Source organism: Moraxella sp. FZLJ2109 (genome assembly GCF_024296965.1).
Taxonomy (GTDB): domain Bacteria; phylum Pseudomonadota; class Gammaproteobacteria; order Pseudomonadales; family Moraxellaceae; genus Moraxella.
On the sequence record NZ_CP101112.1, the window covers coordinates 2157100 to 2180487 of the forward strand.

The 23388-nt window shown below is 45.8% G+C and carries 22 protein-coding genes, 1 tRNA gene and 1 pseudogene; 8 read left to right on the forward strand and 16 right to left on the reverse strand.

The features are described from left to right. Positions 1-19: 19 nt before the first annotated feature. Together NKU06_RS10275 and NKU06_RS10280 are read right to left on the reverse strand one after the other, a co-directional pair. Positions 20-1195 (reverse strand): Arm DNA-binding domain-containing protein, encoded by a 1176-nt coding sequence (locus NKU06_RS10275; RefSeq protein WP_254730767.1) that lies wholly within the window; start codon positions 1193-1195, stop codon positions 20-22. A 9-nt stretch (positions 1196-1204) separates the two neighbouring features. After that, positions 1205-1420 (reverse strand): hypothetical protein, encoded by a 216-nt coding sequence (locus NKU06_RS10280; RefSeq protein WP_076555708.1) that lies wholly within the window; start codon positions 1418-1420, stop codon positions 1205-1207. A gap of 141 nt (positions 1421-1561) precedes the next feature. Between NKU06_RS10280 and NKU06_RS10285 the strand changes: the two genes are divergently transcribed. Continuing rightward, on the forward strand, positions 1562-1780 hold the full coding sequence (locus tag NKU06_RS10285; RefSeq protein WP_254730770.1) for a helix-turn-helix transcriptional regulator: 219 nt from the start codon (positions 1562-1564) through the stop codon (positions 1778-1780). 309 nt (positions 1781-2089) lie between these two features. Here the strand turns inward: NKU06_RS10285 and NKU06_RS10290 are convergent. From NKU06_RS10290 to NKU06_RS10300, 3 genes are all read right to left on the reverse strand, one after another. Further along, positions 2090-2165: transfer RNA gene (locus NKU06_RS10290), tRNA-Gly, on the reverse strand. Between the two features lie 142 nt (positions 2166-2307). Beyond that, positions 2308-3015 carry an N-acetylmuramate alpha-1-phosphate uridylyltransferase MurU gene (gene murU, locus NKU06_RS10295; RefSeq protein WP_254730773.1) on the reverse strand — a complete coding sequence of 236 codons (708 nt, stop codon included), beginning with the start codon at positions 3013-3015 and terminating at the stop codon, positions 2308-2310. Between the two features lie 12 nt (positions 3016-3027). Beyond that, complete coding sequence (locus tag NKU06_RS10300; RefSeq protein WP_254730775.1) at positions 3028-4062, reverse strand: aminoglycoside phosphotransferase family protein; 1035 nt, start codon at positions 4060-4062, stop codon at positions 3028-3030. Positions 4063-4318: 256 nt separating this feature from the next. Between NKU06_RS10300 and NKU06_RS10305 the strand changes: the two genes are divergently transcribed. The 3 genes from NKU06_RS10305 (at position 4319) to NKU06_RS10315 (ending at position 9315) form a co-directional block, all read left to right on the forward strand. Continuing rightward, positions 4319-7177: an LPS-assembly protein LptD gene (locus NKU06_RS10305; protein WP_254732059.1), complete on the forward strand. Its 2859-nt coding sequence runs from the start codon at positions 4319-4321 to the stop codon at positions 7175-7177. Between the two features lie 220 nt (positions 7178-7397). Continuing rightward, positions 7398-8390 carry a peptidylprolyl isomerase gene (locus tag NKU06_RS10310; RefSeq protein WP_254730778.1) on the forward strand — a complete coding sequence of 331 codons (993 nt, stop codon included), beginning with the start codon at positions 7398-7400 and terminating at the stop codon, positions 8388-8390. A 205-nt stretch (positions 8391-8595) separates the two neighbouring features. Then, positions 8596-9315 (forward strand): IS30 family transposase, encoded by a 720-nt coding sequence (locus tag NKU06_RS10315; RefSeq protein ID WP_254730781.1) that lies wholly within the window; start codon positions 8596-8598, stop codon positions 9313-9315. Here NKU06_RS10315 and NKU06_RS10320 read toward each other — a convergent pair. Further along, positions 9252-10157: an IS3 family transposase gene (locus NKU06_RS10320; protein WP_371928052.1), complete on the reverse strand. Its 906-nt coding sequence runs from the start codon at positions 10155-10157 to the stop codon at positions 9252-9254. The two genes, NKU06_RS10315 and NKU06_RS10320, sit on opposite strands and share 64 nt — an antisense overlap. Then, positions 10118-10426 (reverse strand): transposase, encoded by a 309-nt coding sequence (locus NKU06_RS10325; RefSeq protein ID WP_254729037.1) that lies wholly within the window; start codon positions 10424-10426, stop codon positions 10118-10120. The genes NKU06_RS10320 and NKU06_RS10325 overlap by 40 nt, the downstream gene beginning before the upstream one ends. A gap of 72 nt (positions 10427-10498) precedes the next feature. Between NKU06_RS10325 and NKU06_RS10330 the strand changes: the two are divergent. After that, positions 10499-10786, forward strand: a pseudogene (locus NKU06_RS10330) (IS30 family transposase); the annotation flags it as partial. Between the two features lie 33 nt (positions 10787-10819). On the opposite strand, the gene NKU06_RS10335 reads toward NKU06_RS10330, so the two are convergent. The 7 genes from NKU06_RS10335 to NKU06_RS10365 all read right to left on the reverse strand — a co-directional run bounded on the left by NKU06_RS10335 (position 10820) and on the right by NKU06_RS10365 (position 16465). Continuing rightward, positions 10820-12166: an ATP-binding protein gene (locus NKU06_RS10335; protein WP_254730786.1), complete on the reverse strand. Its 1347-nt coding sequence runs from the start codon at positions 12164-12166 to the stop codon at positions 10820-10822. A gap of 1 nt (position 12167) precedes the next feature. Further along, positions 12168-12524 carry a YnfA family protein gene (locus tag NKU06_RS10340; protein ID WP_254730789.1) on the reverse strand — a complete coding sequence of 119 codons (357 nt, stop codon included), beginning with the start codon at positions 12522-12524 and terminating at the stop codon, positions 12168-12170. Continuing rightward, positions 12517-13200: a response regulator transcription factor gene (locus tag NKU06_RS10345; RefSeq protein WP_254730792.1), complete on the reverse strand. Its 684-nt coding sequence runs from the start codon at positions 13198-13200 to the stop codon at positions 12517-12519. Before NKU06_RS10345 ends, NKU06_RS10340 begins: the two co-directional genes overlap by 8 nt. Positions 13201-13237: 37 nt before the next feature. Next, positions 13238-13897, reverse strand: coding sequence for a thiamine phosphate synthase (locus NKU06_RS10350; protein ID WP_253223585.1), 660 nt, complete (start codon positions 13895-13897; stop codon positions 13238-13240). Positions 13898-14047: 150 nt separating this feature from the next. Further along, entirely contained in the window at positions 14048-14233 is a 186-nt protein-coding gene (locus NKU06_RS10355; RefSeq protein WP_254730795.1) for a DUF2783 domain-containing protein, read from the reverse strand. A 13-nt stretch (positions 14234-14246) separates the two neighbouring features. After that, positions 14247-15899 (reverse strand): FAD-dependent monooxygenase, encoded by a 1653-nt coding sequence (locus NKU06_RS10360; RefSeq protein WP_254730798.1) that lies wholly within the window; start codon positions 15897-15899, stop codon positions 14247-14249. Positions 15900-16036: 137 nt separating this feature from the next. Then, positions 16037-16465, reverse strand: coding sequence for a MarR family winged helix-turn-helix transcriptional regulator (locus NKU06_RS10365; RefSeq protein WP_254730801.1), 429 nt, complete (start codon positions 16463-16465; stop codon positions 16037-16039). Positions 16466-16602: 137 nt separating this feature from the next. Here NKU06_RS10365 and NKU06_RS10370 point away from each other — a divergent pair, with 137 nt between their 5' ends. After that, entirely contained in the window at positions 16603-17397 is a 795-nt protein-coding gene (locus NKU06_RS10370) for a HesA/MoeB/ThiF family protein (protein WP_254730804.1), read from the forward strand. Between the two features lie 93 nt (positions 17398-17490). Here the strand turns inward: NKU06_RS10370 and NKU06_RS10375 are convergent, their stop codons facing one another. Then, positions 17491-18837 carry a NarK family nitrate/nitrite MFS transporter gene (locus NKU06_RS10375; RefSeq protein WP_254730807.1) on the reverse strand — a complete coding sequence of 449 codons (1347 nt, stop codon included), beginning with the start codon at positions 18835-18837 and terminating at the stop codon, positions 17491-17493. Between the two features lie 58 nt (positions 18838-18895). Beyond that, positions 18896-20101 carry a nitrate/nitrite transporter gene (locus tag NKU06_RS10380; protein WP_371928053.1) on the reverse strand — a complete coding sequence of 402 codons (1206 nt, stop codon included), beginning with the start codon at positions 20099-20101 and terminating at the stop codon, positions 18896-18898. Between the two features lie 375 nt (positions 20102-20476). Between NKU06_RS10380 and NKU06_RS10385 the strand changes: the two genes are divergently transcribed. Both NKU06_RS10385 and narL read left to right on the forward strand, forming a co-directional pair. Continuing rightward, on the forward strand, positions 20477-22507 hold the full coding sequence (locus tag NKU06_RS10385; RefSeq protein WP_254730813.1) for a type IV pili methyl-accepting chemotaxis transducer N-terminal domain-containing protein: 2031 nt from the start codon (positions 20477-20479) through the stop codon (positions 22505-22507). Positions 22508-22608: 101 nt separating this feature from the next. Continuing rightward, positions 22609-23268: a two-component system response regulator NarL gene (gene narL, locus NKU06_RS10390; RefSeq protein ID WP_254730816.1), complete on the forward strand. Its 660-nt coding sequence runs from the start codon at positions 22609-22611 to the stop codon at positions 23266-23268. Positions 23269-23388: the final 120 nt, after the last annotated feature.

The following is a 23388-nucleotide window of genomic DNA, read 5'->3' on the forward strand; positions in this document are numbered from 1 at the left end:
CTTAAAATCAGTCATTGAGTTAGCTGGCTTGTTCAAGCTGGCTGTTTAGTAGTAATGCCTCAAAAGCACTGCCATCACGGCGAGTGGCGTTTGGTACATAACGGCTATACACCTTAAATAGCATCATGGTATTGACATGACCCATTTGCCGTGCAATCCATTCAGGCGCCTCTCCTGCTGATAGCCACAATGTCGCAGCTGTATGTCTGGTCTGATAAGCACTTCTTGGCTTTAACCCAAGGTTTTTTAGGGTTGGGTGCCAAATACGGCGATTGACATTGTGATAGTCAAGCGGCTCTCCAGTGTGCGAACAAAAGACAAATTTGGATTTGCCATAGCTCACCTGATACTGCGCTTTGAGTGCTTCATAGACAAATGGTGACATCATAATCTCACGATTAGATTCTAGTGTCTTAGGTTCACTCATCACGCCATTGACCAATGCTTGTCTGATACGGATTTCTTTGCGTTCAAAATCCACATGCTCCCATGTCAATCCATCAATTTCACTCGTGCGCATACCAGTAAAGAATCGTACGATATAGTAGTTTTTATAATCAGCTCGCACACCGTGGATGAATTGCCACACTTCATCAATACTAAACGGCTCAATCTGTGATTTTGGTGTCTTTAACTGCTTAATATCTTCACAAGGATTGTCAAAGTTGTAGCGTTTTGACGCCTCTTTTAGTATCATAGTCAATGTGGTCATAATTGCATTGATTCTGGCTGCAGACAGGGTGTTCTTGGTATTATTGTAGGTCACTTTGGCGAGGGAACTACGAAATGCCAAGACATCCGACTTTTCAATCATAAATAAAGCCCGATTTGCAAACTTAGGCAATAAATACTTGTTTAGGATAATCATAATTTTCTCCTGATAAGTTTTACGCCATTCAATCTGCTTTTCTTCAAACCACAGTTCTGCAAACTCTTTAAATAACGGCGTATCGCTTTGTAGGCTTAATCGTCGGTCATTGAGCGCATCAAAATAGGCAGCCTTATCACTCTTTGGGAAATAATGCTCATAACGAAAACTACCCAATAAAATCTCCGCTTCCATCTTCTCAAGCACCTTAGCAAGCTTTTTACGATTTGCCGGTGTGTCAGTCAGATTGGTTGTTTCTCGGCAGCGCTTGCCCAAATATCGAAAATCGACAATCAATTTGTTGTATCGCTTGGTAATTGTTGCCATATTACTCTCCTATTGTAGTGCCATACCATTAATACTACCCATAATGCCAGTACGCATATCTTTTTCAATCTGCTCCCAGATATACAAGATCTTGCGACCGCCAAATGGTCTAAAGTAATGAATGCCTTCAATCAATACAGAATCCTTTAGCTGATTGCGAATGGTACGCTCATCATATTTAATCATCTGCGAAAGCTCTTGAGTGGTGAGGTAGGTTTGTGTCATAATATTCTCCATTTGAAGTCGAAAATATAAATATCGAAATCATAAACACTTCTTTTGAAGTCTTTTGTACTTCGATGGAAGTATATTAGCGTATTTTATTATTCGATGCAAGTACTTTTTGCAAAAAAATTGGAGTTTTTGATGATTAAAAGCAATTTGCCGGTATTATTGGCACAAAGACGATTGAAAGTTGCAGATCTGATTCGCATGACGGGGATTAGTAAATCCACAGTACATAAGATTTACAATGACCAAACAACACGGATTGATTTTGAGACAATTGATAAAATTTGTGAGGCGTTAGATGTGCAAGTAGGGGATATTTTTGAGCATGTACCAAATTCGGAGTTTACCAAATAGGATTGGATTGTGAGTGCCAACAAGAAGCATTTTGTGATTTACAAAATGCTTCTTGTTGGCAAATTACTTATTTGTACTTAAGATTGAAAAAGATGGCACAAAAACGAGTTGGGGTCAAATTGGCAATTGACACAGTGTGTCAAAAAATACCTTTGGTCACCAAAGTGGACACCTTTTGGTCACCATCAAAATCGGCAGTGACCAAGTAAAGAAAAGTGGTCACACAACAATACAAAGAAACAACCGCCCAAACCCTTGATTTTAAACAACAAAAAAGCCCAAACCGTTCGATTTGGACTTTTTAAAATTTGGAGCGGGAAACGAGATTCGAACTCGCGACCCCAACCTTGGCAAGGTTGTGCTCTACCAACTGAGCTATTCCCGCATATCAGCGTTTTGCTTATTTGCTTAGCATCTGTCGCTGTATGGGTGCGTATTATACAGGATTAAATTTCTCCGTCAAGCACTTTTTTCAAAAAATTTGCGATTTTTGCAAAAATTTTTATCAATAAATACAAAGACTTTGCTTAATCCTTACCTAGCACATACGCTTCAACTTCTGCCAAGCGCTCAAGTGTACCGACATCCACCCATTTGGCGGCAGTGATTTCACCAGTTACACGCCCATCTGCCATCGCTGCCTTTAGGCGTGGTGCAAGTGCGGCGATCTCGCCCTGCGCGACATTTGTGACGATCTTTGGTGACATCACGCTGATGCCTGCAAAAGTCGTCTCAGCCGTGCTATTATCCGCCTTGCTACTAAGCTTGCCATCATGCAGCACAAAATCACCATTGGGATTATGCTCAGGATTGGGTACCATCACCAAATGCGCAAGATTGTCCTGCAGCTCATGCGCCAAAAGCGCGCCAAAGTCAAACTCTGTCCACACATCGCCATTGACCAAGATAAATGGTGCATCGTGCAACAAGCCCTGATCCAGTGCATATTTAATCCCCCCTGCTGTCTCAAGCGGCTCGCCTTCTTCGACAGAGATATTCAGTGTGATGCCAAGTTTATTCTCAAGATCCAGCGCATCCAGGCCTGCGATCAGCACATCAGACAGATAGCCTGCGTTCAGCACGATATGCGTGATGCCAGCAGCGGCAAGGCGTTCGATGTGCCAGACGATCAAGGACTTGCCTGCGACAGGGACGAGTGGCTTTGGCGTGGTCAAGGTCAAAGGACGCATCCGCGTACCCTTGCCTGCTGCCAGAATCATTGCTTGTTTGATCATGTGATTTCGCTTTTATAGGTATTTTTTGAACTTTTCTTGATAGCTTGCCAAGACATCTTTTTCAAGCCAAGCTAAAAATTCTGCATACACACCGCTGATGTGATTTGATTGTAGCCATGACAATTCAGCACGCAGATCGCGCATGACTTTTGGGATATTTTCAAGATAACGATGCTTACCGTCGCGCTCTGATAGGCGGATAAAAATGCCCAACACTTTTAAGTGACGCTGAATGCCCATGATGTTCGTCTCGGCGATGAAGCTGCCCAAATCAACAGGTGCATCGATCAGTTTATAGAACTCATGAATGCGTTTTTCTACCCAATTTTCATCATAATCGATGTATGCATCACGCACAAGGCTCACCAAATCATAAGTATAAGCACCGATCACCGCATCTTGAAAATCAATCACACCAAGCGCATCACTGCCTTTATCTGCCATCAGATTGCGGCTGTGATAATCACGATGAACGATCACTTGTGGTTGAGATTGAATGTCGGCGATGATTTTATCTTTGAAAGTTTGCCACATTTTTTGGGCATTTGAACTCATTTTCACTTTGATGAATGGTAAGAACCATTCGCTGAACAGATCCATTTCTTGTGCCAATTTCTCCGCGCTATAAATAGGCAGATCGGCGTGCGGATCGATACTTTGTAGTTGAACTAAAGTCTGTAGCGCCTTGGTATAATAGGCATCTTTATTCGCGGCATCGTCAGCGATCAGATGGGCAAATTCGACCGTGCCAAAATCTTGTAACAACAAAAACCCACGCTCAATATCACGCGCAATGATGTCAGGCACATTCACCGCTTCACTTAAGATGTCGCACACATGCAAAAACTGATCGATAGATTCAACTTCAGGCGGCGCATCCATCAGTAGATAAGTCATGTGTTCTTTGCCCGTCTCAGCTTCGACAGGTAGATGAATGCGGTGATAACGGCGAAAACTGGCGTCCCCTGCTAGGCTCTCAACCGTAAAGCCCTTGGCAATATTGGCATTCAAAAAACTCATCATCTCATCATGGCGAGCGTCACTCATAATATGATCCTTAAAAAATCTTATTTCATTGAAAATGTGTCTTAGTTTAGCCGATTTTCGCTGATTTCACCAGTAAATTTGTTGGCTTTTGGCTACTTGTGCGTACAAATTTTTCACGCCATTTAGACAAAGTTAATAACGAGCAATGATTGCTTGATTTTCTTTGGCAAGTGTTGCCAAATTTTTCGCACTCACCCCAAAAATAGTGTAAAATAGGCAGATATTTGTGTATTTTTTTAGGGCAAAACTTGTGAATATGCGTCATCGTCAGTCTTCTCGTCGCCGTGCAATGTCATCATCTGCCGTCAAATCGCCGCTGCATTTGGCGATCAAAAGCGTGCTGTTTGGTGCGATTATCTTGCCTGTCGCGCCATTTGCCAATGCTGAATTGGTGATTGATCAGCAGATCGTAGGCTTGGCTGAACAAACCGCAGATGTGATCAATGCCAACGCTCAAAGCGTGAATGTACAAAGTGCAAACACTGGTGCGACTGATACAGCGGCTAACACAGATGCCAATGTCTTTGACGGCGTGGATTTTGATGCCATTGCCGCTCAAACACAAGATACCCAAGCAGCTGAGCAAGTAGAACAAGCGGAGCAAGCCACTGATGCGACTGATACGACCGCCAATACCGCCGATCAAGCCGTCCTAAAAGCCGATGCACAAGGCGATGTCAATACCGCACAAGCCAATACCGAGCCATCGGTTGCTGATCAGCTTATCGCGCGCTTAGGCTTTGAAGGTAATGGCGTAAAAAGCCAAAGTCTAGCCAAGCTTGCCGAAAGCTATCAGACCCTACCAAGCCACGATGCGCGCTGTCAAGGCGTGTGGCTGCACCCGCAAAGCCAAAGCGCGACAGTCAGCGCGCAGACTGATAGCAGTGGCACCGCCCTGCCTGCAGGCGCGATCTATTCGCAGTCGGATTATGGCTATTATGATGCCAAGCGTTATGCTGAATTATCAGGTAATGTCATCGTCGAACAAAACGGTCAGCGCGTGATGGCAGATAAGATCAAGCTTGACACCGTCACAGGTGAAGCGGTGGCATCAGGTCAGGTGCAGTTTAGCGATGCAGGCACAGCCAATAATGGCGCAGGCATCATCGGTGTGGCAGATAATCTACAGTACGATACCGATGGCACGACCGCACGCGCAACCGATGTTGCTTTTGCCAGCACCAGCATTGGTGCGCATGGCTATGCAGGTCAGATGGATAAGCTGAGTAGCAGCGAATATCAGATGTCAGATGTGATGTTCACCACTTGTCCACCAACCAATCGCAAATGGCATCTGGATGCCGAACGCATCGATATTAACAGCGACACAGGCAGAGCGGTCGCGCGTAATACTACTTTGCGCGTTAAAGAAGTGCCTGTCTTATACTTGCCTTATTTTAATTTCCCGATCGATGATCGCCGCGCCACAGGCTTTTTGTTGCCGTCGGTGGGTTTTGGTGCATCAGGCAGCTTTGAAGTCAGCGCGCCTTATTATTTAAACCTTGCGCCAAACTATGACGCGACCATCACGCCGACCATCTTTACCAATCGCAACCCGATGATCACAGGTGAGTTTCGTTATCTGACCAATCATCTTGGCGCAGGCACTTTGACGACATCGTATTTACCAAGTGATAAAGAGTTCAACAACGAAGATCGCTATCGCATCCGTTATGATCATTTGTGGCGTTCTAAGTCCATCAAGAATTTGAGCGCATATGCCCTGTATCAGCGTCTGTCTGATGCCAAATATCTGTCGGATTTTGATTCATTAAACCTTGAAAATAATGAACTGAACTTACCGCGTCGTGCTGGTGTGCAGTATTTTAACGAAAATATCTTTGCCGATTTGCGCGTAGAAGATTTTCAGCGTTTGGACGGTACAGATCTTGGCGGTGTGCGCATCGCTGATAAAGACCGCCCTTATGCGCGTCTGCCGCAGCTGTCGATCAATTATCGCGTGCCAGAGACATGGACGCATTTTGATGAAAATCTTGACATCGCAGGCGTGCACAACACTGCTTATTTCAAAAAATCAATCAAAGATGGCTCAGAAGCCGAAAAAAGCGGCGTGCGTATGTATAACCAAATCTCGGCAAGCTATCCAATGATCAAATCATGGGGCTATGTCACGCCAAAATTAAGCCTAACGCACCTTTATGCCAGCTATGACGAAGACAGCTTGGCGGCGCAAAACTTAAGCGCAAAAGACGGTTCTTATTCGGTATTTGCGCCAACAGCAAGTGTCGATGCAGGTTTATTTTTCCAAAAACAAGGCAGTCCGTTTGGCTTATATGATAAAAGCTTGGGCGGTTATCAGACTTTGACACCGCACATCAAATACTCTTATACGCCCTACCGCGACCAAGAAGGCATTCCAAATTTCGATACCGGTATCGCGCAGACAAGCTATGATCAGCTATTGTCCGACAGTTGGTATCTGGGCTATGACCGCATCCAAGATCTACACGCTGTAACCCCTGCGATTAATTATCGCTACATCGATAGCTCAGGTCGTACGCGCTTTGAAGGTAATTTGGCTGAGCAGATTTTGTTGGATGACTTGCGTGTCGGTATTGACAGCAGTGAAGTTTATACTGGCAAAAGCTCTGGTCTGGCATGGCAAGCTAGTATGCAGCCGATGGATAATCTGTGGATCGATACAGCAGGTGCGTTCACGCCAAGCTATGATCTGAACAGTGCCGCGGTACAGCTACGCTACCAACAAGACGACAGATATCTGTTCAACTTCGGCGTGATCGAGCGCAAAGAACACCGTGCGACCAATCAGCGTCCGCTGTCAGCTTATACCGCATCGGCTGTATTCCCGATCAATAACAGCTGGCGACTGCTTGGACAGGCGCAGTATGATTATCGTAATGATTTGCTACTGGATGCTTTGGTTGGTGTCAATTATGAAGACTGCTGCTACGGCTTGTCGGTCTATGCGCGCCGTTATCGCGATGAGATCAATCCGCAAGATAAGCCGAACACGGCGATCATGGCGGAGTTTCGCCTAAATGGCATCACATCAGGCGGCAAGCTAAATCGTTTGCTGAGCGATCGTGTGCTTGGCTATGATCAGGCGCAGCGTGCGTGGGAGCGCAATTACTAATCAGCTAATTGCTGATCAGCTGTGGTCAAAGCTGCGTGTTTGCCGATCAATTTGGCACACATAGCTTACACAAGATTAGCAATTTTGTAACTACCGTGCAGATTTGTCAAAACGCCGCCGTTGTGAGTTTGACGATTGTCAAGACAAATGCTACACTTGTGCCATTTATACAAATAGTGATGGCGCGTAGCGCCGCCTTTTGAGAGTTTAGGATATTTTTATGCGACAAAATTTTTTGGCCAAGGCGATGGCAATCGCGATCAGTAGCATGGTGCTGACCACTGGGCTTGCTCATGCATCTTTATCAGGTAACAGCACCGATGGTGTCGTGGCTTTGGTGAATGATGAAGTCATCTTAAAAAGTGAGCTGAGCACAGCAGCGGCGGTGATCGGTGAGCAGCTGCGCAAGGCAGGCACTGAAGCAACCCAAAAGCAAATTAACACGCTAGCACTTGACGAGCTGATCACGCGTAAATTACAAATGAGCCTAATCAATCGCTCAGGCATGGTGACCAACGAAAATGTCATCAATCAGCAACTGCTACAAATTGCCCAGTCGCAAGGCTTGACCAGTCTAAGCGAACTGCAAGCCAAACTTGATGGCGAAAAAGCAGGTCAATACGCACAGCTGCGCAACAGCTTGATCGAAAATGCGGCAATCTCTGCCCTATGGAAAAACCAAGTCGAAAACCGCGTGTATATCAGCGATCAAGAGATTGAGACTTTCCTACGCTCACCAGAAGGCGCAAAAATCGCCAACTCTGATCAGGTACTCGTCCCAGAATGGCAAACCAGCCACATCTTAGCGCGTATCGATGATACTCAAAACGCCGCCATTGCTGAACAAAAAATCAACGCCCTGTACGCTGAGATCGAAAAAGGCGCTGATTTTAAAACTTTAGCGGCGACTTATTCAGATGATCCAGGTTCAGCTGAGCAATACGGCAGCCTAGGTTGGGTGTCTGAAGGTCAGATGGTGCCTGAGTTTGAAACTGTGATGAAAACCACCGAAGCAGGCAGCTATTCTAAGCCATTCCGTTCACAATTTGGCTGGCATATCCTAAAAGTGGATAATAAACGCGAGCGCGATGTCACCAATCAATACCGCAAAAATGCCGCGCGCGAGTATCTATTCACACGCCAAGCGCCACAAGCTGAAGAAGATTGGCTACAAGAGTTGCGCTCATCGGCGTATATCAAGATCTTGGAATGATTTTGGTGGTAAATTCATGTAAAAACAGCGTTTGGTATCAAGCGCTGTTTTTTTATTCGCTTGAATTTACAATCTAACCGCAACACCAAATAAAAAAGAAGTGTTCATCAATTTAATGTATCATTAAGTTACCACACAAAACAAGACATTAAAGCATATGAACACTTCTTATAGACATCTTAGCATAGATGAACGTGAAAAGATAATGGTTTTACTATCTTTGGGCAAATCCATTGGTATGATTGCCAAACGGTTAGGCAGAGCCAAATCCACCATTTGCCGTGAGATAAAAAGAAATGGCTATGATGGCAATTATTCAGCAACCAAGGCAAATTGCTTATACCAAACAAGAAGACAGGCTTGTCACCCTAAGTTAAAGCTTAATAACCCACTTGTATTTAACTTAGTACAAGACAAGCTGTTTAACCACCAATGGTCACCTGAGCAAATACAACATCGTTTAGCCTATGAAGACAGTCAAATACAGATTAGCTATGCAACCATCTATCGAGGGTTATACAAGGGCTTATTTGATGTGGATGGTAAGCTTGCCACAAGAAAGCTAAGGCACAAAGGCAGAACTCGTCACACCAAAAACCATGAAGAAAAGCGAGGTAAGATACCAATTACTCATCATCTTAAAGACAGACCACAGATTGCCAATGAACGCCTAAGAATTGGTGATTGGGAAGCTGATACAGTATTGGGTAAATCAGGCAAGGCTTGTCTTGTGACATTGGTGGATAGATGTAGTCGCTTTTTGATTTGTGCAACCGCTAAAGCCAAAAAGGCAGAATTAATCAGTCAAGCAATCATCCATGCTTTAGCCAATCACCCTGTGTTTGTACCGGTCAACTATTTTCAAACAACCCCTAAGAGGGTTTTGTTAAAAAACTGTCGTTCTTTTTCAACAGGGCTTAGGTAGTTATTAAAGCTGTGGGGTCTGAGTTGACTGTAATAGCCAAGAATATAACTTGCCACATCTACTTTTGCTTCATGAATATTCTCATAACCATGTTTTGGCATCCACTCATATTTAAAACTTCGAAAGAATCTTTCTGTTGGTGCATTATCCCAACAGTTGCCTTTTCTGCTCATACTGTGTGTCATCTTACATCTAGCAATAGTATCAGCAAAGGTGCGACTGGTGTAATGAGATCCTTGATCTGAATGAAATAACACACCGGTTGGTTGAAAGCGTATGGTATAAGCCATGATTAATGCTTTGGTGGTCAGCTCACTGTTTGGACGATCACTCATGGCAAAGCCAATGATGTGTCTGGCATATAAATCCATCACCACTGCCAAATAACAAAATCCTGCTTTGGTGTGAATATACGTCACATCCGATACCCATACTTGATTGGGTGCAGCTGGTGCAAACTGCCGTTTAAGCAAGTTGTCATGCACTGTATGTGCTTGATCAGCTAAGCGATAGCGATGCTTGATGCTTTGGCGACTGATGAGTCCTTGTGCTCTCATTAATTGACGCGCTTTATAGCGTGTTAGTTTAATCTGATGAGCACGACTAACCATAGCAGCAATACTTCTAGAGCCTGCCGATCCTTTAGAGCAATCAAACGCTTGTTTTACCCATAGGCGCAGATTAATCTCTTTACGTGTTGGCAGTTTTGGTTTTTGCTTGACATAATAAGTACTTCGGCAAATACCAAATAGCTGACACAGCTTTGCTTTACTGATGCTGTATTGCCCCATCAATTGCTCTATTAGCGGGATAGTAAGCTGTCTTGAGCTAATAGAGCGGATGCCTTTTTTAAAATATCTCGCTCAAGTCTTAGCTGGGCATTTTCTTTACGAAGTCGTTCAAGCTCTCGTTGTTCTGGTGTTAGAGCATGACCTGTGGCTAATGGCTTGCCTTGAAGTTCAAGACGATAACGTTTAAGCCAGTTTTCTAAAGTAGATTTACCGATATCATATTGCCTAGCAACATCAACAACACGCTGATTTTGCTCTTCAATGAGTTTGACCATTTCTAGTTTAAACTCAGTGCTGTACTGCTTACGCTGTTTTGTCATGAGAGATTACTCCTAGTTTGGGGTAGTATAACCTCTTATGGGGTGTCTGGGAATATTGTACCGGTACAGTTTACCATTACGCCAGATAGGGGAAAAGAATTTGCCAAACACAAACAAGTAACAGACAGTCTAAAAGCAAACTTCTACTTTCCACCACCAAGCCAGCCTTGGCAAAGAGGAAGTAATGAGAACACCAATGGGTTGCTTCGGGAATATTTTCCAAAGCAACAAGATATTAACCAGTGGGATGAACAATACATACAAACAAAGGTTGCTAGACTTAATCTACGACCGAGAAAATGTTTAAATTGGCGAACACCTTATGAGGTTTATTATCAAAAGGTGTTGCAGTTGGTTTGACAATTCAAGCGTATGATAAATCAGTGGATAAAATCATTGCGTGATCGGTAGATGAATACTGACTGCCAAACCGCTTAATGGCATGCCTGTCGTGATCGCGACACTACCGTGATGATATTCGGCGATCTTGGTGACGATGGATAAGCCTAGGCCTGAGCCGCGCTGATTTGTACCCAAAACGCGATAAAAGCGCTCGCCCAATCGCGCCAAGGCCGTACCATCGACACCATCACCATCATCTGCCACAGTGATGATAAGCTGTACACCCTGTCGTACCGCACTCATGCAGATGGTATCGCCGCCGTATTTTAGCGCGTTATCAATCAGATTACCAAGTGCTACAAGTATCAGCTGACGATTGAGCGATAAGCTCAGCACTGCGACATCCGCCGATATGCGCACATCTAGGCGTTTGTTCTTATGCATAATATTGGCGTGATGAAGCGTACGAACTTCATTGATCAGATCACCGATGTTCACAGGCTCAAGCGCAGCCGTTGTCGCCTCATCATCGAGCCGTGCTAAGGTCAATAGACTCTCCACCAGTTGTGTCATGCGTCCGACATCGTGACGCAGCACATCCAGATCTTGGGTCAAGGCAGGCTGCTCGTGATATTTACGCGCAAGCAGCTGTAGCTTCATCGAAACCGCAGACAGTGGCGTACGCAGCTCATGCGATGCATCGGCGGTGAAGCGTTCGTTGGCTTCTTTGGCTTGACTAAGCCGCGTGAATAAGGCATTGATCGCGGTTAGTAGCGGTTTGGTTTCGCTGATGATAACGCTTGGCGTGATCGGTGTTAGATTTTGTAGGTGCTTTTGGCTGATCTCTTCACGCAGCTGATTGAGCGGCTTAAGATTTTTGCGCACCGACCATGCATTACCCAGTGCCAGCGCGATGATGAGTAGTAGCATCAAACCGACATAATTACTAACGATCGGCAAGGCAAATTCGATACGCTGTCGCCACGGCTGAGCGATCTGTACGAAGCGGTTTTGGTCATGATCATGTGCGGCATACACACGCCACAGTCTGCCATCTTGCCAGACATTATAAAAGCTGTCATGATCAAATTGATCAACAAATGCCACTGTCGGTGCGTGTTCAGTTTTGCTTATTAATTGATCTGATTGATTATAAACTTGATATTCAATATCCATCTCATCATTGAGATATTGTAAACTGTGCTCTATGTCAGGATAAGCAGCGCTATTTTCACCAAGCAGTGCATGGGCATTGCTTTCTAGTAATTCATCAAACACTTCATCATTGCTATAAGAAACCGATAGGCAAATCAGTACAAAGCCAAGTATGGCGCATAGCAAGCTGATGAACAAACTGCTTTTGATCAGTTGGGATTTTAAAGAAACGGCGGTGCTCATATCAGATCCCCTGACGCGGCTGTAGGATGATGATCAAGGCACCAACTAGCACCACAGCAGCCCCTGTGATGTCCCATGTACTTAGGCTGACGCCATCCACCACTTTTAGCCAAATCAATGCCGTGCAGATATAGATACCGCCATACATTGCATAGATACGACCCGATGCATCAGGGTGTAGGCTAAGTAGATACACAAATGCCAATAAGCTTATGATAGTCGGCAGCCACAACCAAGCGGACTTGCCTTGATTGAACATCAAATACGGAAAATAACAGCCCAAAATCTCAGCAACAGCAGTCACGAAAAATAACAACAGCGTACGCATCAGTGAAAAACTTGTGAAGTGATCAGACATTATCACTCTCACTTAATGTGTAGCCTTGTTTACGAATGGTTTTGATACTTGCCGTGCCAAGTTTTTTGCGCAAATGTGAGATATACACTTCGATGGCGTTGCTTTCGATCTCATCACCCCAGCTGTATAGCGCATCTTCGAGCTGTTCTTTTGAGATGATGTGTTGGGGATTTTTCAGCAGGCGGTGTAGGACGATGTATTCTTTTTGGGTGAGTGCGATGGGTGCATCATCGAGCGTGACGGTCTTGGCGGCAGGATTGAGCGTGATACGCCCTGCTGCACTTTGGTGCGTCAGTAGCGGCGTGCGTGCTGTATCGCTGTATTTGCGCACTGCGGCACGGATGCGCGCTGACATTTCTTCTAAATCAAAGGGTTTGATCAGATAATCGTCTGCACCCAAGTCAAGACCCGTCACGCGATCTTTGATGCTGTCTTGGGCGGTGATCATGATGACCGCGACAGGCAGCCGATCACTGCGGATAAAGCGCAGTACTTCATCGCCGCTCATCGCAGGCAGACCGCGGTCTAATAGTACGCAGTCATAGCTGTGGTTCTTGAGCGCGCCGATCGCCATCGCTGCACTTTGTACCCAATCAACTGCCAAGCCGTCCATATCCAGCCAGTCTTTGATAGTCTGACCCAAGGACGCATCATCTTCGACCAATAAAATTCTCATCACTCACCAAGTTTTAATTTTAATAAATTCTTAATAATTACCAGTGCTGTAGCTTGTTTGCCCATGCGTGGCATTTTTGTTCGATGGTGTCCACCGAATGCCCCATGATGTCAGCCGTCACCGCGATGTAGTCCAGTGGCGTGCCTTGCAGATCATCGCGCAGCTGATAGATATTATCAAGTGCGACACCACCAATCACGCACAGCGGCAGATCCACTTGGCTTGCTTTTCGTAAGATCTCACGCGGTACGATGCTTGCGCGTGGTTTGGTGATCGATGCAAATGCCGTCCCCATCGCACCATAGCTCGCCCCTTCTCGTTTAGCTTCTTTAAACAATGCAATATCAGCATGACAAGTGCGCCCAATCACCACATCATCGCCTAAGATCTCACGCGCCACGCGCACACTGCCGTCGCGCTGCCCTAGGTGCAGCCCTGTACCAAAGTGTGAAGCCAGCTCAAGATCATCATTCATCACGATATCGATGTCGTAGTCATTGGCAAGGCTGACGATCAGCTCGGCTTCTTTATACACGGTGGCAAGGTCGAATTGCTTCAGCGTGGCTTTGCGGCGGATTTGCAGTAGCGATACTACGCCAGTAGATAGCACGCGCTCAAGCTTATCAAGCAAGGTGTGAATATCATCGTCATTGGTTAGTAAGTACAATTTCGGTGCTTTGTCTGTATTTTGTGCCATGGCAAATTTCCTTGTCATTATTCTTGCCTATTATAGACCTTTATTAACTTATTTTCGAATAAATTTTGATGAATGATGTAGGGGTTTGGGTATAAAAAACACCAAGTTAAAAAAGCCAACTTGGTGTATCTATGATTTGCTTGGATTGTTTTAGTTTTCAAAAGTTGCAGCGGATTTGATTGCCGTTTCGATGACGGGCAGATCACCCACTTCATTGGCAAGCAATAATGTTAATTTGGTCAAAAATAACAGCTGCTTTTCTTCATTGATACCATCCAGCGCGGTTGCCAAAGCATCATAAATGGTTTCCAATTCTTGAGTTGTTAGTTGTTTCATAATTTTTCCTTATTTAGTTAAACTTATCAAAATAGGTATTGATAGCATCTTTTTGAAAGCTCTGCCAACGCCCTGCGATATGATGATCAGGACGCACCAAATAGACTTCACCACTTTGAGCATGGTAGCGCGCATCAATCACAGCAGCATCCACCACAACATCAGCACTGGCGTCGCTGATTGTTACAAGTTTAATTGGTAATTTATTAGCGATGGCTGTGATTTCATCGTGTAAATCCTGTGGTACTGTCTGTCCAAAATAGACCACAGTAAACTGATAATCCAAGGCATCATATAGGCTACCATCATCCATTTTGACATCAGGGAATAGGCTACCATTGGCAAGATCTGCGTGCATAATCGCATTATCATCGCCTGCTGCATTTAAGCTAGAATGCGTATAACTGTGTGGTCGCGATGTGCGCCAATGATACAGCGGACGAACAAATTCATGCTCAAGTGATAGCGACAACACCGCATCACGCAGCAGACGAAAGCCCTTGCTCGGTGGCGCCATAAAGCGCGTGCTTTTGCCCGCTTCATCAATAATCTCACGCGTGGCCGTGACGCGTTCATCGCTATAACTATTTAGCAAATCTTCACTTGCAAAGCCTTGAATCACACTTGCCAATTTCCAGCACAAATCCATGGCATCTTGAAAGCCCGTGTTCGCCCCACGCACCCCAAAAATTGGCAACAAATGCGCCGCATCACCAACAAAGCAAATGCGATCATAGACATAATTTGGCAAAGTCAAAGCACGCGCCGAATACACCGAACCCCAATCCAGCTCCCAAGGCAAATCGCCATAGCCCATCATGGCAAGTTGAGAATTGACCGCGTGAGCGATGTTTTCAGGTTTTAGCGCTTCTTCATTAGAAACTTCTAGTGGCAGCTGATAATCAAATCGCCAAATGCCATCGGGTTCTTTGTGCAATAAAATGGTATTGCCCTTGTTCCATTCAGGCGAAAAATACGCCAAACGCTCGGTCGGCAGCGGCAACTCCACCTTAATATCGACAATCACAAATTGCCCTTCATAGCTGCTGCCTTCAGGCTTCAGCCCAAGTTTGCTGCGTACAAAAGAGCGACCGCCGTCTGCAGCAATCAGCCAAGGCGTCTTATAACTGTACTCACCTTCTGGCGTGTCAATTTTCAGTACCACGCCATTAGTTTCAGATGTAAAATCGATCAATAGATTGCCAAATCTAAGTTCAATATTTGGGTTGGCTAGTACTTCATCGATTAAATAGCCTTCAAGGTGGTTTTGCTGCAAGTTATTAAGCGGTGCAAAGACATCGTGATCATCGCTTGGGTTTTGCATACGAAATACTTGCTTGCCATGATAAAACGAATTGCCTGCCGTCCACGGCAAAGCCTTTTGAACAATGCGCTTTGCCACCCCTGCTGTGTGCAAAATCTGCATCGAACGCTTGGTATAAACGAGCGCGCGACTGCCTTCAGAGACTTGTAGCTCGCTTGCCAACACGATGGATTTGATGCCTTGCTTGGCAAGTAGCAGCGCTGAAGTAAGCCCAATCGGACCTGCGCCGACGATGGTAACAGGCGCATCCGTTTGCGTGCCGTCTTTGGGATAAAAATGCGGATGGACGATATAATCGTGGTACAAAGAGTGTCGCGGTGTGGTGGTGGGATTGTGCGTCATTGGCTCATTTCCTTATGCTAAAAATTAGTTGTGTACGCAACTATTATAAGAAAATAATGCCATGCATTCAAGATTTCAATTGTCGGTAAATCTGTGATATTTATTGAAAAATATGATAATTGATGATGATTAGAATATCACCCCAATCCATCCACCACTTTATCAAGCAAGGCAAGTAATTGCTTGCGCTCATCATCATCTAAAGCGGACAAGGCAAGCTCATTACGCTCATGGATACGCGGGATGATGGCGTGATAGGCAAGCTCCCCTTTAGCGGTCAGGCTTAACTCAAAGCTGCGGCTGTCTCTATCGCTTTTGGTTTTGGCGACCAAGCCTTTATCCACAAGGGCTGCGGTAGCGCGACTGGCTTGGCTTTTATCAAGGTTGCTTTTGTTGGCAAGCCCATTGACCGACAAAGTCTTATGATAGCCAATCACCGCAAGCACTCGTCCTTCGCTGTAGGAAATGTCGTATTCATCGTTGCCAAAGTCAAGCTTTTGGTCGATGAGCTTGGATAGGCGGTGTAATTTATAGGTCAAAAATTCGTCTAGGATGAAGGTGCTCATGGGAAATTTCTTGATAATGAAAATTGAAGTATAACAATTTTCACCCCAAAATTTAAGCCCATTCGCTTATCCATAAGGTGTATTGACGCTGATAAATAAAATAGGCAGACTATACCAATATACAACGAGTAAGTATTATGTCAATAAACTTAACAAATCAAAGCGACAAACACCCCATCGATATGCTGAGCGATGCTGAGATGATGCGCTACAGCCGTCAGATTTTATTGGACGGATGGGACATCGATGCACAGCTTCGACTCAAAAACAGCACCATTGCCATCATCGGCATGGGCGGACTTGGAGCGATGGTCACGCCTGTACTGGTGCGTGCAGGCGTGGGCGTGGTGCATCTATTTGATCATGACACCGTCGATGACAGTAACCTACAGCGGCAGCTGCTTTATACGACAGATGACATCGGCAAACCCAAAGTGCTGTGCGCCAAACAAGCACTCAGCGCACAAAATACACTGGTGGACATCCACGCACACCATACCCAACTGGATCATGATAATATTGTAAATCATCTACACAATCTTCACGCAGATCTATGGATTGATTGTAGTGATAATTTTACCATCCGAACTTTATTGAACCAAACCAGTCTGCAGCTGAACACGCCGCTGTTGTCTTTATCTGCGATCGCAGAAGTTGGGCAGGCGGCTCTGTTCGAACCGAATAAAACAGGCTGCTACACTTGTGTTTTTGGTGCACCAAAAGCTAAGCAAGCCAACTGCGCGACATCGGGTGTGTTGGCAAGCACGGTGGCGATGATTGGCGCACTAGGCGCAGATGTTGCCTTGCATTATCTGGGCAAGGACATCAATACCATCGCCAATCAGTTGGTGATTTGGCACGGCGCGCGTGCAAGTTTACAGAAAATGCAATTTAATAAAAACCCAATTTGTCCGACTTGCGCTTTGCGCTAATTAATCGTTTAAAAAAATAAACACAATAAAAAATGGCTTAGCAAAAAATCTAAGCCATTTTTATTTTATATAAACTTCACAATATCTGCTATCTTAGCACGGATATTCAGCCCCTTTTCGGCTGTAGTACCACCATGTCAGCACGATGCACACCACATAAAATACGATCAGCGCGATGAAAGTGCCATTGACACCCAGACCTGAGCCGAACATTTTTGGGATGACAAAGCCGCCATACGCCGCAAAACCCCCTGCAAAGCCCACCACAGCCGCTGCTTCTTTGCGCGCTTGATTGATGAGATCTGGCGAGTTTAGGCGCTCGTGCATGGTGCGGAAAATCACAGGAATCATGCGGAAAGTTGAGCCATTACCGATACCTGTGGTGATAAACAGCACAATAAAGCAAGCAAAATAACCGGTGAAATTTCCTGCTTTTAGAAAATGCATCACCGCAATGACGGCCGCCGTCATGATGATGTAGTTGTACAAAGTTACGCGCGCACCACCCAATTTATCCGACAGCCAGCCGCCGACAGGACGGAATAATGCACCGACCAACGGGCCCAAAAATGCCACTTTTAAAGGATCGACTTCAGGGAAAGACTGCTTGATAACCATCGGAAAAGCCGCGCTAAAGCCGATGAATGAGCCGAAAGTCGCTAGGTATAAGATGCACATGATCCAGTTGTGCTGACGCCCAAAGATCACCGATTGCTCTTTAAATGATGCTTTCGCGCCGCTTAAGTCATTCATGCCAAACCAAGCAAGCAGTGTCATGATGACGATCGGAATCACCCAGACAAAAGCTGCATTTTGTAAGTACAGCGTCTTGCCTTCTTGGGTGACTTGTCCGCCACCTGCCAATGCACCAAACAGCGAAAAGCCAATCACCACAGGCACGACGAACTGCAGCACTGAGACGCCCAAATTACCCAGCCCTGCGTTTAGACCCAATGCCATGCCCTGCTTGGATTTTGGGTAGAAAAACGAGATGTTCGACATACTTGATGAGAAATTCGCCCCACCAAAGCCGCACAGCAGCGCGATGATCGCAAAGGTGATGAACGGCGTGTCAGGGTTTTGGATTGCAAAACCAAGCCACACGGTCGGAATCAGTAGTGATGCGGTTGAGATTGTCGTCCAGCGTCTGCCACCGAAAATCGGCACCATAAAGGCATAAAAAATACGCATCGTCGCCCCTGATAAGGCAGGTAAGGCAAGCAGCCACGACAGTTGCGCTTTATCAAAGCCAAAGCCCACTTCAGGCATACGCACGACGATCACCGACCAAATCACCCACACCGCAAAGGCAAGCAGTAGCGCAGGGATTGAAATCCATAGATTGCGGCTGGCAACTTGTTTGCCACCATTTTCCCAAAAGGCTTCATCTTCTGGTTGCCAGTCGTCAATACGGCGACCGCCTTTGAGTTCATCTTTCATTACATTCTCCAAATCCGCACATTATGTGTGCGAGTATTTTTTAATAAATTTTACACAATTAGCCGCGTTTTGGCTGATGGTCTTTTTCCATTTTTGGCTTAACTTCTGATAAATAAATCCAAATCAAGCTTACCCACACCACGCCAAACATGATCATAAATGCTGATGAGCGCACGCCTGTAATGTCCACGGCAGCACCGAACATGATCGGTAGAATAAAGCCGCCCAAGCCACCTGCCAAACCGACCACGCCTGAGACCGCGCCCATGTTGTCTTTATATTCATCGGACAAGTATTTGAACACCGATGCTTTACCGATGGCAAAGGCAATGCCAAGTAAGAAAATCAAGACAGTAAAGACGGTGGCATTTAAGCCGAGATAAAAACTTTGTTCGCCATCGACCGTCTGAATGGTGAGAAATGTCTGTGGATATGACAGCACAAACAGCAGCAAAAATGACGCCCACAGCACCCACCAAGTGACGGTATGTGCTGAATATTTGTCCGACAGCCAGCCACCCAGTGCGCGCAAAACACCACCGGGTAAGCTAAAACACGCCGCCAAAAATGCCGCTGTCTGCAGGCTAAAGCCATATTCGCCGACATAATATTTGGTCATCCACAATGCCAATGCGACATAGCCACCAAAGACGATCGAGTAATATTGGCTGTATCGCCAAACATTTTTATCTTTTAGCACAGCTAATTGACTGCTGATACTGACATTGCTTGCGGTGCGATGTGCTTTGTTATCAAAACTAAAAAACCAAAAGCCAATTGCAGTGATTAGCATGATGCCTGCATAGACCTTTGGCAAAAACCGCCACCCTTCTGCCGCGCTCACAGCAGTCGATGCGCCCATGGCGATGATCGCAGGGCCGACCATTTTGGTCAAGGCTGAGCCGGCATTACCTGCGCCGAACACACCCATGGCAAAGCCTTGTTTGCTTGAGTCGAACCACTTGGCGACATAGGCGATGCCAACTGAGAACGAGCCGCCTGCCAAACCGACAAACAGACCCAATAACAAAAACTGCCAATATTGATCAGCATAACCCATCAAAAAAATCGGCAGAACGGTACACAACATCAGCACAAAAAACACGATGCGTCCGCCGTATTTATCCGTCATCATGCCAAGTGGCAAACGCACCAGCGAACCTGTCAGCACAGGCGTGGCAGCCAATAAGCCAAATTGCGTTTCGTTCAAATCAAGTGCCTGCTGAATGGGAATACCAAGCACAGCAAACATCATCCAAATCATAAAACACACCGTAAAAGCGATGGTTGATGAGATGAGTACAAGGGTGGATTTCGTAGCCATGAGATGCTCTTTTGTTTAACTATGTTAAATTAACATAACAAGAATGCGTTCAATATCATAAGGTTGGATTGAACGGCTGTAAGGAAGATTTACAAACTATAATAAAGTGAAAATTTTTTGAATTAGTTGATTTAAATCAAGCATTTAAGACACTCCTTTTGGCTAAAATACCATCAACTACTACTTAAGCGGTAGTTGGATTTCTCAGGGATTAGCGTATAATTGTCAGTGTTTTCAAAGACTTGTTTTGGCTTGGCTGATTATAATCAATATTTTTTCACTGATTAAAAATCCGATGGCTTTTTGGGGGTATATATGCCAAACTTGCGACTCGATGCCATTTTGCCCAGATCGCTGTCGGTGCGCGCGTGGGTGGCGGTGTGCATGATCGTGTTTTTCGCGGCGGCGACAGCAAGTACATCGGCGCTGCTGGCTTGGGTGTCAAAATCGGACGCTCAAGCCTTAAACTCGGTCGGCTCGATTCGCATGGCGACTTATCGAATTAACTATCTGCTAAAGACCAATACCACCTTGCCGATCGATACGCATTTTAAGCTTGATCCGAATCTGCCGATCAATGAGCAGCTGATCAATGATATGCAGTCGCGCCTTGATGTACTAGATGCGTATCAAGATTTGCTTTGTAATAAAGATACGGAGATCGATGGACAAACCCAAGCCTTGATGCAGCATTGGCAACAGGTACTCAAGCCTGCTTTACTTGAAAATAACGCCCCTGCCGTGCTTGATGCATCAGGCGAGTATATCACCGCTGCCAATGAGCTGACCAAGAGCATCCAAGTGCGCAGCGAACGCCGTCAGCACTGGCAGCAGGTACTACAGATGTCGGCATTGGTGGTGATTTTATTGACGCTATTGATGGGAATGTATGAGCTGAAGCACAATGTACTAAGTCCGATTCGTTCGCTGATTTTTAGCACGCGGCATTTTCGCAGTGGGCATTATGTGCCTGCGCTATTAGCAGGTTATCGTGAGTTTGAGACGCTGAGCAAGTCGTTCAATGACATGGCAAATACCATCAGCGCGCATCAAGCCAAGCTGAACCAAGAAGTACAAAATAAAACGCAGCATCTAACCCAAGCCAATCAACTATTGACTTTATTGTATCATTTTTCTAATCAATTAAACCAAGAGCCAGTGACTTTATCCAAGCTGCATCACTTGCTTGAAAACTTCTCCAAGATTAATCCAAATTTCGGCTTTACGCTGTGCTTGCATGATCGCTTAAAGATCAATGATGTCGATGAATTGGTGATGGATACGACCGATCCGAATAAGATTATCATCTCATCCAAAGAAGGTTCGATCAAAGACAGCGTCAGCATTCACAGCCATCAGTTGGATGATTATCACGGACATGATCAAGATGCATCAGCGCCGCGCATGGGCAAGATCTGCACCATCGGCAACTGCGCACAGTGTTCGCTCAAGTCGCGCCCAACGACGCGCATCTATCCGATCAGCGCGCAGAACAGCTATTGGGGTGAGCTGATGGTGCATGAGCAGTCAAGCGCGCACCCAAACCCTGCTGTCGCCGATGAGCTTGTGCGGTCACTAGCAAGCCTAATCAGCCTTGTGTTCACCATCCAAAAGCAGCGTCAGCAAGAGCATCAGCTGATCTTATTAGAAGAGCGCAATACCATCGCGCGCGAGCTACATGACTCATTGGCGCAGTCGCTGTCGTATCTGAAGATTCAGCTTGCCATGCTTGGCACGCACGCGCGTCAGCTGTCTGAAGCGGCGCAAAATACTGATGCCAATGCTGACGGCAGCACCGATGGGCAAAGTGTGGCACAGTCAAGCGACAGCCTATTACAAGTGCTGACACAGGCGCGCACTGGGCTTGATAGCGCTTATACACAGCTAAGAGAGCTGTTGGTCACTTTCCGTTTAAAAATCGCATCAGGCAGCTTCGATCACGCCATCGAGCAAGCGTGTGATGAGTTCGCGGCTAAGGGCAATTTTCAAATCACGCTTGATAATCGTATCCTAAGCCAAAACCTAAGCGCAGGTGAGCAGATTGATTTATTACAAATCACCCGTGAAGCACTGTCGAACATTCAGCGTCATGCGCACGCCAAGCAAGTTTCTGTCCAGCTATATCAGCAGTCGGATGATACAGGTCAGCGCGTGCATCTGCAGATCAGCGATGATGGCGTGGGCTTGTCTAAGCACGCAGGCGGTCAGCAGCATCATGGGCTCAAGATCATGCTAGAGCGCACCCACAGCTTAGGCGGTGAATTTCAGATCCGTGATAACGCGCCATCGGGCACGATTGTTAAGATTTGCTTTTTGCCGAAGTTTTATGAAAGAATGAATTGCTGAATTATTTTATTAATTTTATTGATAATATATTGACATTATCTCGACTAAGTTTAGCCAAATTTACATATCGTTTAAATTTATATCAGTTTAAGGATTTTTCCATGACCCTAAAAATCTTCACCGCTGCCGGTCCTGCGCGTCTATTGCTTGTCGATGATCATCCGATGCTGCGCCGCGGCTTGGCGGATTTATTAAGCCTAGAAAAAGATGTGCAAGTCATCGCCGAAGCCAATCACGGTGCGGAAGCTTTGGAGGTTTTGGCGGAGCAGTCGGTGGATTTGGTGATCTTGGATCACAGTATGCCGGTGCTAAACGGCATCGAGACGCTCAAAAAGATCCGCGAGCTTGGGCTTGAGACTAAGGTTTTGTTATTCACCGTATCGGATAACAGCAAAGATGTCCAAGACGCGCTGCAGCTGGGCGTCGATGGTTATTTACTTAAGGACATGGAGCCTGAAGAGATCATCACCGATGTGCGCAAGATTCTGCGTGGGGAGCTGGTGATCAGTCCAAGCCTTGCGCCAATCCTGGCCCAAGCGATGCGAAAACCTGTGCAAGCTGACAGCGGCTATGAGCTGACAGAACGCGAAGTGCAAGTGGCGCAGATGATCGCCCAAGGCATGAGCAATAAGATGATCGGCAATAAGCTTGGTATCGCCGAATCGACGGTGAAGGTTCATGTTAAGCATATCTTGGGCAAAATCGGTCTGCGTACGCGTGTCGAGATCGCGGTCTGGGCGGTGGGACAGTATCAATTATAAGCCCTGCATACACCCAAAGTAGTAGTAATCCGACACAAACCCTGCCCATGGGGTTATAGGGGCGTTTGCCGAACTTTGTTATAGTAGTGCCATACCCATCACCGAGGCAACGCCCATAAG